This is a genomic window from Pedobacter miscanthi, assembly GCF_032678605.1.
GTDB classification, from domain to species: Bacteria; Bacteroidota; Bacteroidia; order Sphingobacteriales; family Sphingobacteriaceae; genus Pedobacter; species Pedobacter miscanthi_A.
In genome coordinates this window covers 242,588-254,660 of the sequence record NZ_JAVTSU010000001.1, presented here as the reverse complement: position 1 = coordinate 254,660, position 12,073 = coordinate 242,588, and the positions used below count along the sequence as shown (strand labels likewise).

The following is a 12,073-nucleotide window of genomic DNA, read 5'->3' as shown; positions in this document are numbered from 1 at the left end:
TTTAAGTTAAATCAAATAGCGTTTAAAAAAAGCAACAGACCGAATATAATTTAACATGCTCAAGATGGCATTAAATGAGCATGTTCAGAATCCCATAAAAAAAGTTTTGGTGTTGTTGGCACATAGAAAAGAGGTCGTTAACAGCTCTATTACCATACCAAGGAGTATTGCGTAACAATGCACCTAAACGTTAATTTTTGGTATTTTTTTTAAAAACTGCGGCTGGTAATCCTGTCACTCCTAATTTCACTATAAACAGGGATCCGCTGTGTGGGTATTTTTTCAGTTCTTCAGGATTTAAGCCATCTTTTGCAGTGGTAATTAACATCTGGGTCATCAGTTTACCACCAAAAGCACAACTGGTTATGTTAGGAGCATTCACTTCGATTTTGCCGATGCAGGCTCCGTTAAAGGGATTATACCTGTTTACACAACCTCCGCCCCAAATGGCCACCCATAACATTCCTTCACTATCGATACACATGCCATCAGCAACAGTACCTGGTTCGGTTATTTCTACCACAATCCTTTCATTGCTGATATTGCCTGTTGATAAGTCATAATCAAAGGCCTTTATATGGTACAAAAAACTATCAATATAATATAAAATGCGGTTATCCGGCGACCAGCAAAGGCCATTTGAAACACTTGTGCCAGCAATTTTTTTAACCAATTTCCCATTATAACAATAGAGATTACCGGCGTGATGCTCGGCATTTACATGCATTGTTCCCACCCAAAGCCGCCCCATGGCATCGCAGGCACCATCATTACTCCTGTTTTCGGCATTTTCTTTAAATTTAGCTACCGTTTGTGTTTTACCTGTTTCAAAATCTAATAACACTAATTTTCCCTGCAGCGCTACCAACAGTTTATTATTTTCGGCAGGAGCCAACATACCGGGCATTTCTGCTATCTTTTTGGTAACCACTTTGCCATTTACCGGGTTACAAGTACCAATAAGTTTGCCTTTTATATCGATAAATAAGAACTTTTGCCATTCAGCATGCCAGCGTGCACCCTCTCCCAAAATTAAATCGGTTTTATAAAGCGCATCTGGCTTCCAAATATCCATCATGTTGTTAAAAATTTATTTTTGGTATTCTTTTGGGGTATTGGGTATTGAGTATCAAGTATTGAGTATCGGGTATCAAGTATTGGGTATCGGGTATGGAGTATCAAGTATTGAGTATCAAGTATTGAGTATCGGGTATTGAGTATCAAGTATTGGGTATTAAGTATCTTGCATTAACGCACTTCTTCCTCCATCAATTAAATAGGTAACACCTGATGCAAAACCGGCATAATCACTGGATAAAAACACACACCAGGCTCCAATTTCTTCAACTGTACCCAACTTTTTTACCGGATGTAGTGCTACAGTACGTTGCCTTTCCTGATCTGGATCAGTAAAAGAATTAAACCACTCCTGATTGCCAGGGGTATCGATAAAACCAGGCGCAATACCAACCGTTCTGATGTTTGGTCCCCATTCTATTGCCAAACTTCGCACTAAACCTGTTAAGGCTGTTTTAGCAATATTGTAAGGCGCACAGCCAGGGATACTGGCAAAAGCATGGTTAGATACCATCATAATAATTGTTCCATTGTTTGTGGAGAACAATGGCCGGCAACGTTTGGCCAATCTCCAATGAGCAGAAAGATTTAAATCTAAATTAAACTGCCAATCATTTTCGGTGCAATTTGCCAGGCCCTTAAATACATTTTGACCTGCATTGGAAACTAAAATATCCAGGCGTCCGTAATCACTGCTAATACCTGAAACAAGCGTTTCGATATCTTCAGTGGATACCATATCTGCCCTAAAATAATCTTTGTTGGCATCTAAAGCCTCCATTTCTGCCAAAAAATGCTGGGCTGCCTCACTTGCCTCACTATGTTCAGCACAACCTATCACTGTGCAGCCTGCCTTCGCCATCATTTTGGCAATCCCTAAACCAATACCCGAAGTAACACCTGTTATTAATGCTATTTTTCCTTTTAAATCTATTGTTAGTGCCATAAAATCTATTTTAAAACTTATCAGGAGTTAAAACCTGATAGGTTATCTTTAAACATAAAACCCCGCCCTTGGCGTTAAAATACCAGGGTGTTTTTCCATCTCTTCTTCAATTAAATCAACACCTAAACCAGGTCTATCGCTCAGTTTCAAATACCCGTTTTGTACCATATCAGCAATAGGGTGCGTAATTACTTCATCGCGCCATGGCACATCGTTAAACATAAATTCCTGTCTGAAAAAGTTTGGTACCGAAGCACAAACCTGTGCCGAAGCCAGCGTAGATAGTGGCCCGTTCGGGTTGTGTGGTGCCAGCAATACATTATAAGCTTCCATCATAGTAGCCATACGTTTCATTTCTGATGGACCACCGCAGCGGGTAATATCGGGCATCATCACATCGCAAATGTGTTTTTCCAGTACATCGCGGATCCCGTGACGGGTATAGTGGCGTTCGCCCACACAAATAGAAACATTTGAAGGAATCCTGTCCCTCATCGCTTTTAAGGTATTGGCATTTTCTGGTCCGGCCGGTTCTTCATACCAGGTAATATTCAGTTCAGACAGTCTTTGTGCCATGGTTACCGCCACGCGATAATTTAACATGGCATGGGTTTCGATCATAATATCGAATTCTGGTCCAACTGCATCACGTACGGCTTTACTTACATTGAATGCGAGATCCTGCTGGGGAGCGGTAAGCTGCAGATTTGACGATAAATCTTCGCCATACAAATAATTGGTATGCGCAAATGGGTCAAACTTTAAGCCTGTAAAACCCGCATCTTTAACCTTTTTGGCCTGTGCGGCATAATCTTCGGTATTATGACCTCCCCCGGTAAACCAATAGTTGGCGTAAAGTAATATGTCTGTTCTAAAAGCACCGCCCAAAAGCTCGTAGCAGGGCACACCCAATACTTTTGCTTTTAAATCGAGCAAGGCCATATCTATTCCACTAATGGCGCACATGCTTGCCCCAAATGGCCCCATCCAGTTTAAATCCCGGTAGAGCTTGGTCCAGATAAAATCTGTTTTCATTGGATCCAAACCAATAATCCGCTGTCCTACATGTTTGGTTGCTTCGAAAACAATCGGACTGCCAGGCCAGTTTGTTGCTTCGCCTACGCCTGTGTGCCCGGTATCGGTATATATTTTTAATAAGGTCCAGTTGTATTTTACGCCTTCAACCAGCCATACTTTTACCTCTGTTATTTTCATCTTATAGTGGTTTTATTATTGTCTTGTTGGAGTTTCTACCAACTTTTAATTGCTATTTTTCATCTCCTATGCTTGTTGGCCACTAACATATTATTAATCGTCATTCCCGCGTAGGCGGGAATCTTAAAGCGCACGTGGCGATAGTTTTAAGATTGCTTCGTAGGCCGAAAAAGCCTTCTCGCAATGACGATTTTTACTGCAGCCTAAAATCCACACTTCCTTTTAGTGTTTTTCCTTTAACATTAATTCGTCCATCGGTAAAAGGTGAGCCATAAAAAGGCTCGGAGCCATTGTTCCAGTAATCGGCCACCAATAATTGTATTTTTTCATCCTGCAACCAGGTTCTGGAAGCCTGTTTACCATTTGATTGAATTAGTATATGATGGCTACCATTGCTCAACCGGGTTTGAATGATATGCTGTTTGGTTGATCTAAAATCGTTAGATCCCATTTCATTGGCATCATCTTTCCAAAGTTTGGCGGCTGGTTTTCCAAATTCTTCCACTGCAGGTAACCACCTGGCATTTAGTTTTGCGGTACCTGCATTACGGGCAATATCTTCTGCTGCATAAACGGTAAATTCGCCTTTGCGTTTCCAGCTTAATTCATCAAAAGTTTTAGGCAGCTGGAAAATCATCCCATATTGATAAGGCTTTTCTAAAGAGGTTTTTACCTCATAGACTACCCTGGTATTACCATTTGCAAAAAAGATATAGGTTAAATTACCATCGCCATTGGTGTAAGTGGCTTTAATATTGAAGGTGATGGAATCAGTGCTTTGATCTACTTTAATTGCATTGGCAAAAATGGTATATAAGGGATAATTTTTGATCGGGTGAATGTTGTTCTGGTAAGTTTCGCCGGCTACATTGGGTTTACCGCCATCTTCGCTATTCATGGCTACCACACCAAATACCGGACCTTGTTCTAATACTTTTATCCCCTTATTTGTTGCACCAGATATAACACCTGTAATTTTGTTAATGGTATAATTTACCTCTCCCTGGTTTACAAAATAAGCCATTTCGTTTTCGGTAAAGGATAAGGCTAATTTACTTTCGCTAATCTTTTCTTCTGTTGGTTTTAAAACAATAAGTTCTTCATTTACGATATTGCCTGAAGGGTTTTTGAAAGATATATATACTTCTTTTGTTCCTTTTTGTACAGGGATTTGCAGCAGGCCTTCGCTATGCGGTTTAATGGCTGATGTTAGTTTAACAGGCACACCATCAACCTTAGCATTAATGGTTACTTCGCTAAGCGAAATAAAATCGTGACGGTTTTCTACCTGGAGTACGAGTTTCCCATTTTTGATGCTCGGTTGAAATACATTTTTGATTACTACAGGTGCATAAGCTTTTTTCATCCCCCAATATTCGGGCTTTAACCTGCGCCAGGCATCAATTGGGCCCCATGGACCGTAACCAACAATATTACCATCGGGTAAATGAAAAGTATCATCAATACCACTCCAAATGGCACCACCTAAATTACCTTTGTGCACATACATGCTATCGTACATTTTAACCAGTGACGGGCCATAACTTGCCCTAACGCCCGGATCTGTTAATAACTCACGACGGTTATAAGTGCTTACATGGGCATATTCGCCAAATAAAGTTGGCCTTTTCATGGTATCAGTAGCAGCGGGACCATTTATACCAGGATAATGATAATTGGCGATATCGACTTTGTTGCCTCCATTATTGAAGCCACCCCAGCATTGATCGTGAAAAGAAATAGGTCGTGTAGGGTCTAATTTTTTAACTTCGCGGTATACTTTATCCCATAATGGGCTCCAATAACTTTCGTTACCTAAACTCCAGATAATTACGGATGCATGGTTTTTGCCGGCCTGCATTTTTTCGATATTCGCAGCGAGCATATAAGGATAAAATTTTTCGTCTTTATAATCCCAAAGCTTCCAGATGGGCGAAGCGCCATGCTGAATCCATGTTAAGGAGCTCTCGTTTTCTACAAACAAACCAATACTATCGGCAATGGCTAAAAATCTTTCGCTTGGTGGATAATGTGAGGTACGGATGTAATTACAATTGGCCTGTTTAAATAATTCGGCATCTTTCAACTCTAAATCTTCGCTTATGGCCCGTCCGGTTAGTGGGTGCACCGAATGGCGGTTTACCCCTCTTAATTTAACAGGCATTCCATTTACAAATACCTGATTTCCTTTCACCTCAACCTGCCTGAAACCAATTTTTTGATGATGGCTTTCAGTTGTTTTACCATCAATTATCAAAGTTGTAGTTAAAGTATATAGATAAGGTTTATCGGTATTCCATTTTATTGGATTTTTAACGGGAATATCGGTATTAATTAAAGTTGGTTTTAAACCCGAGATTGCCGGAATTGCTGTTTTAAAAACAGTAACATTTTTCCCATTAGCATCTGCTAAACTGTAAATCATCTGTCCTGATGTGCCCTTTTCCCCCTGATTACTGATCAATGTTTTAAGGTTCAGTGTGGCATTTTGATGGTTTTTATCAAGCGTAGTTACCACTGTAAAATCGGCTATATTAACTTCTGGCAAGGCAAACAAAGTTACATTACGCAATATACCACCTACGGTATGCACGGCATATTGAGAGGTACAGGCTAAAATATCGCTGATGGTATTGGCCTGCACATCAACCTGAAGTAAATTATCACCATTTTTGAGGGCATCGGTAATATCAATTTCGAAGGGAACAAAACTACCTTCGTGTTCGGCCAATTTTTTATCATTTATACTTACTACTGCGTGAGAGCTTACACCATCAAAACGCAGCTTAATCCGATTTCCTTTCCAATTGTCGGGTATCGAAAACGTTTTGGTGTAAATGGCAGTTTCACCGGTATTAACTGTATAACCCTGCATTACCCATTCTCCAGGCACTTTGATGTTTCCTTTTTTTGTTGATTCTGCAAATTTCCATTCGCCATTTAAAGAAACAGCCGGTTTATTGGTGCTTTGTATCGTTGATGGTATTAGTGATAATGTACTGGATATACCATTGCTCTGTGCCAATAGCTGTAAAGTTGTAGCTGTTAGCAAAGCAAAGCTGAGCAAAATTTTTCGCCCTGTTTTGTAATTGTAAATTTTATTTAGGGTCATAGTTGCTGTTTAATTCTATTATTTAGTTGTCTTTTCGACTGGAGCTTAGCAGAATGGAGAAACCTTTGAAATTATTTATGGACCAAGATTTCTCCACTACGGTCGAAATGACGGTCAATTCCTATTTCAACTGAAGCGTTACACTATCCTGTATCGTATCACCTGCTTTTAACGGTCGATCCATTTTTTCTGCATGTCCTCTAAAAAATCTTTCTGCACCCATATTGCTGTAACCCGCTACCAAAGCTTTAATACCTTGTACATCTTTCCAGGCCCTGATGTGCTGCTGACCATTGGCTGCTACATTGAAAGATGATACTCCGTTAGTTAAAACTGCCTGGTTAATATACATTTTTGTTGAACGAAAATCGTTAGTACCCAGATCATTTCTATCCAAACTCCATGGTGTGGCAGGCAATTTGGATGGACCTGCCGGACCTGAAACCTGGTTACCAGAGGTTAGCATTGCTTTACCAACAGGCCGGCCAATATGATCGGCCGGATAATAATCCCATTGTGCATTTCTGTTCCAATCTAATTCCTGAAAGCTGTTAGGCACACCAAATACTAGCCCCCATTGGCGTGGATTAATTTCTTTTTTGATGCTATATTTATAATCGATTTTTACTTTACCATCAGCCAAAAAGGTATAACATATGCCACCACCAGCTTCGCTGTAAGTATCTGTTATATGAACCGTAAAGCTGTTTTTAGCTTTATCCAGTTTTATATCCTTTATGATCCTGTTTTTGCATACATCAGTAAAAGGATCAAATTGCTGACTTTCGCCTGTCATCTGTGTACCCCTACCCTCACCCGTTAATGGCAAAACCATTAATCTTGCTCCTGTTATCCAAATGGCTGCACCATTGTTGGTTATTTGCGTTACATCCCCATTAGCCAGGTTAAGCTGAACACTTACCTTACCACTTTTAGCTGTTAGGGTATTGCCTGTTTGGGTATAAATCCATGGTGGGCCAACATTTTTTTGTACCAAAGTTAAATCGGTAACGGTTGGTACAACGGCAAATTGGTAAATATCAATCAGTACCTTACGTGGATCGTACACTTTAACTGTCATTTTATCACTTGGCAATGGTTTTTTACTGACCAAAACATTGGCTGTTGTTTTACCGTTTCTTTTTAAATCGGCTATAATCACCCCGCTTTCGCTGCCTAAACTCCATTCTATTTTGCACTCGTTCAGGTTACTAAAAAGCAATCTATTTTCCAGTTCCAGGGCTACTTTACCGTTGCTCCAGTTGCTGGCGAGTTTAACTTTTACTGGTGAATAGATTTTTTTCATGTGCCAATATTCTGGTTTTGGCCTTCTCCAGCCATCAAGTGGGCCCCAGGTGCCATAACCAACTGTTTTTCCGTTTGGTAAAAAGAAGGTATCATCAATTCCCGCCCAAATGGCCCCGCCTAAAACGGCATCGGTGCGGTACATGTTTTCCCACATGGCTTCGAAACCAATTCCCCAGGCATCGCGTACACCCGGATCGGTTACCAGCTCCAGGCGGTTATAAGCATTTAAATGGACGTATTCATCGAAAACAATCGGGCGTTTATAATTTCTGTAAGTTTGTGGTCCGGTTGGACCAGGATAATGGTGGTTGGTAATTTCCAGATCGCCTTCATCCGCATCAGGCCCATACTGGCTAAAATTACGAAGACGGGTTGGATCAAACTGTTTTACCAGTTTGGCTGTTTCTTTAAAATATGCTGCGTATTTACCGCTTTCGTTACCGATTGACCAAGTAAGTATTGCGGGGTTAGACCTGAAATAGTTTACCATATCTAAAGTTTGATCGACCATCAGGGTTTGATAAATTTCTGTACCAGCCGGTACGTCTGTGTTTTCGGCCCAGCAAAAAGGTGCTTCCACTTCTAAAAACATCCCCAACCGGTTACAAGCGTCAATCAGCTCTTCTGCAGGAGGATAATGTGAGGTACGGAAATAGTTTACATTACCTTCTCTAAAAAGTTCCACATCTTTCTCCCACATGTTTTCACCAACCGAACGACCACGTAAAGGCATGGTTTCGTGGTGACAAATGCCACGTAGTTTAATGGGCATATTATTTACAAAAACCCTGTTTCCCCGAACCTCGATCTGGCGGAAACCGATACTTTTGGTTATTTCATCTTCGTTTTTACCATCTTGTAAAATACTTAGTTTTACCACGTATAAATTGGGGTGCTCTGTATCCCACTTGGCAGGTTTTACCACCTCAAAACTGATGTTTTGTTGTAAAAATTCGCCTTTTGCAATACTTTTATCAATGGTGATCGTTTTTTCAGTAATCCTGGTGGTACCATCTGCTTTAAAAAGCTCGGCTCTTATGCCCAGGTTTCCGGTTTTGCCATTCTGTTCGTTTGCAATGATCACATCGGCACTTAACGTTGCATTCTCATAGTTTTTATCTAAAAAAGTTTTAATATCGGCGTAGGCAAAGTTTACTTCTTCAACGGCCATTACATAAACTTTGCGCGAAATGCCCCCTAAAGCATGTACAGCGTAAGTTGAAGCACTGGCCAGAGAATCGGCCTTGCTTTCTGATTTAACCTTTACCAGCAGCTCATTATTGCCGCCACAATTGGCTACATCGTTAATGTCGACCTCGAAAGGGGTAAAACCACCTAAATGTGATGCTGTTTTTTTACCGTTAACCCAGATTTCTGCTTCACTGTACACGGCATCGAAACGGAGTTTAACGCGTTTGTTTTTCCAGTTTGCAGGAATCTCAAAGTTCTTTTTGTAACCTGCATATACCATTTTTTTTACTTCGAAACCTTGCATTACCCATTCGCCTGGCACCTGAATATTTTTATCGGCAGGCAAAGTATTGATATCGGTCGAAAATTGCCATGTTCCGTCTAAAGAAATTTTATCAGCTTGTTTTGAGGCTGATGGAGAAATCCGGTTTAGTTTTAATAACTGCTGTTCTGCTGTTGTATAGGTAATTTTTTGAATTTGTGCATTTGCTGCACTCGCCAGGAACAGTAGTATGGTAAGACTTTTATAAAATGGTTTCATTTGTGTGTTTGATTTATCTTTTATATTGAATGCTACATAATTCCATACTTATCAAAGGCTTCTTTGGCGCTCATTCCTTCGAGTATTTTCTTCTGCACCATCTTTTCGCCCCTGGCTTTTTCAAGCGCCCTGGTAATCACCTCTACTTCGTGTTGTTTCGGCACAATACAAACTCCATCGATATCGCCAACCACAATATCGCCAGGATTAACCAAAACGCCTTTAATTTTGATGGGTACCCTAAAATCGATTACCTTACCTCGCGGGGCCTGATCCTGCGCATAATTTCCATAAGAAAAAGAGGGAAAATTAAGGTGTAATATCCCCTTTGTATCTCTCGAATAACCATCTACTACCGCACCTGCAGCACCCAAAATCTGTGCCCTTGTACTCATCAATTCGCCCCATAAGGCATAACTGGGTGATGAGCCTGTACAAATATAAACTTCATGTCTTTTCAGGTCATCTAATGCTTCGAGCATTAAACCAAAAGGCTTTTTTAAGATGGGGTTACTGCTTTCGTATGCACCACATTCTAACACATCGGCTTCTAAAACCGTCATAGCCCTACCCGCTATAAACATATCAGGGTGTAAAGGTTGGATTTGCGGAGGCAAAAACTGATGGAACAGTTCCATTTTATCCATTATATCCCCTATTACAGCGCTATAAAGTTCTGTCCGTATCAGTTCAAAAAGTTCGTCGTCATTTTTCCACTCCATGTGTTAACGTTATTTTATTTTAAAGGGATGTTTGCTTGGCATTTTATCGCGATTCAAAAATGTAAAATAACGGAGGGAATCATTTAAGCGTTTTTATCTACTTATTAAAGTTTTTTAACATAATTTAAAGATCGGAAACCAAATAAAAGAGAAAATACTTCAACAAAAGATTGCAAATCATACACTGAGGTTTGGCATTGTTTAACATCAAGCCAAAAAAATAGCAGCCAGAAAAGAACTGGCTGCTATTTAATTTATTTATTCATTTGGTGTTGTGTTTAATAACCTTTGGCAGATTGTGCTGCTTTTAAATTTTTATTCTTATCCAATGCGAGCTGTGGATATGGCATGAGGATAAATTTTGAATCCCAAATGCGATCCTGAACAATTACGTTAGCAATATCTTTAGGTGTTTTCATTACATTAGCTGCAATGTTCCAACGTCTGATATCAAAATACCGCTGTCCTTCACCTGCTAATTCTATTCTACGTTCATTACGGATTACTTCCCTAAGTTTTTCTTTGGTATTGTTAAGTGTTTGATTTATTGGTGGCATGCCAGCGCGGTCACGAATATCATCTAATGCAGCAAAAATGCTTGCATCAGGCCCGCTTACTTCATTTTTAGCTTCGGCATAAGCCAGCAATATTTCCGCATACCGGATAATACTGTAATCCTGCGGTGCATCAAATTCTAAACCACTTACCAGTGAAGCTGGATCTAAGTATTTTTTAAAATTGTAACCGGTATAGCCATTGCTATTTCCGCCGCCATTCCATTTAAATACATAACCATCTTTATATTCGTTCCAGGTTGCACCGGGAAATAATATACTGGCATAGAGACGGGTATCTCTGTTTTTAAATTCATTGATGTAACTAGCCGAAGGGGCATTATTAATATTAAAATCAGTTGCCCTTTGCTCTGCTGTTGGTGGTGTAAATGGTGTACCATCATTTTTCCAGTAGGCATCTACCAAATCTTGTAACGGCGTAATCGAACTCCAGCCACCCATATCAGCAGTAGCAAACAAAGTCCTCAATCCGTTACCATATGGTGCATAAGCCTGGCTTTCCTGAATATTCTGTGATACAAGAATTGTTTCTTTATTACCATCGTTGGCAACCCAAAATTGTTGTTGATAACTTGCCAGGCCCTTATAAAATTTTTGTTTAGCGGCATCATCGGCAAAAGATACCAATGTACTGTAATCATCTTTCGTATCATTAGCCGTTAAAGCCGTTTTCCTGAACAGTTGATAACCTGCGCCCATTACTTTTTGGGCACTTGCGGCCGCATCTTCATATTTGCCATACTCTAACTGTATGCGTGTTAATATGGCCCAGGCAGCACCGTTGGTAATGCGGCCAATTTGGTTTGGGGCACTACCGCCATAGTTGGCTGGCAAATCTGCCTGAACGGCTTTAATCTCGTCAATTGCGAATTGGATTACCTCACTAGCCGGTGATGTGGCAACAGCGGTTTCTTCAGGATCTGTGTACGATTTTTTTAATAAAGGTACCGGACCAAAATAATGCGCCAGTTCATAATAGGTAAAGGCTCTTAAAACCCTGGCTTCGGCGATAAAACGTTTCCTTAAGGTTTCATCCATTGTTGCTTTGCCAACGTTATCTAAAAAATAGTTATAGCGACGGATAAAAACATAACGACTATTGAATCCGGCATCCAGGGTAGCATCGATGTTACCGGCAGATACCCGTGTTGCATTATTTTCCCAGGGATATTGGCAATAAGCATTATCAGCAGCGCCATCATCGTAGGCATAGTTAAAAGCATTGGCTAAATATCCATAACAGCCGTTTAGCGCAAGCTGTACATCATTTTGTGATTTCCAAAATGTACCGGCAGAAAGTTTATCCTGCGGAATAAAATCTATCGACTTTTTACAGCCTCCCAAAATTGCAAGAGTGAGAAGCGATATATATATAATTTTTTTCAT

The 12,073-nt window shown here is 40.2% G+C and carries 7 protein-coding genes; all 7 read right to left on the bottom strand.

The features are described from left to right. Positions 1–190 precede the first annotated feature (190 nt). The 7 genes from R2R28_RS00930 to R2R28_RS00900 all read right to left on the bottom strand — a co-directional run bounded on the left by R2R28_RS00930 (position 191) and on the right by R2R28_RS00900 (position 12,073). Positions 191–1,078: an SMP-30/gluconolactonase/LRE family protein gene (locus R2R28_RS00930; RefSeq protein ID WP_316823823.1), complete on the bottom strand. Its 888-nt coding sequence runs from the start codon at positions 1,076–1,078 to the stop codon at positions 191–193. A gap of 156 nt (positions 1,079–1,234) precedes the next feature. Then, positions 1,235–2,023: an SDR family NAD(P)-dependent oxidoreductase gene (locus R2R28_RS00925; protein WP_316823822.1), complete on the bottom strand. Its 789-nt coding sequence runs from the start codon at positions 2,021–2,023 to the stop codon at positions 1,235–1,237. 48 nt (positions 2,024–2,071) lie between these two features. After that, positions 2,072–3,238, bottom strand: a complete 1,167-nt coding sequence (locus R2R28_RS00920; RefSeq protein ID WP_316823821.1) for a mandelate racemase/muconate lactonizing enzyme family protein — start codon at positions 3,236–3,238, stop codon at positions 2,072–2,074. 193 nt (positions 3,239–3,431) lie between these two features. Next, complete coding sequence (locus tag R2R28_RS00915) at positions 3,432–6,350, bottom strand: glycoside hydrolase family 2 TIM barrel-domain containing protein (RefSeq protein ID WP_316823820.1); 2,919 nt, start codon at positions 6,348–6,350, stop codon at positions 3,432–3,434. 121 nt (positions 6,351–6,471) lie between these two features. Then, a complete protein-coding gene (locus R2R28_RS00910; protein WP_316823819.1) occupies positions 6,472–9,390 on the bottom strand; it encodes a glycoside hydrolase family 2 TIM barrel-domain containing protein in 2,919 nt (972 codons plus the stop codon). Positions 9,391–9,422: 32 nt separating this feature from the next. Next, on the bottom strand, positions 9,423–10,112 hold the full coding sequence (locus tag R2R28_RS00905) for an RraA family protein (protein WP_316823818.1): 690 nt from the start codon (positions 10,110–10,112) through the stop codon (positions 9,423–9,425). A 278-nt stretch (positions 10,113–10,390) separates the two neighbouring features. Further along, the gene (locus tag R2R28_RS00900; protein ID WP_316823817.1) at positions 10,391–12,073 is read right to left on the bottom strand and encodes a RagB/SusD family nutrient uptake outer membrane protein; all 1,683 of its coding nucleotides are present in this window, start codon (positions 12,071–12,073) and stop codon (positions 10,391–10,393) included.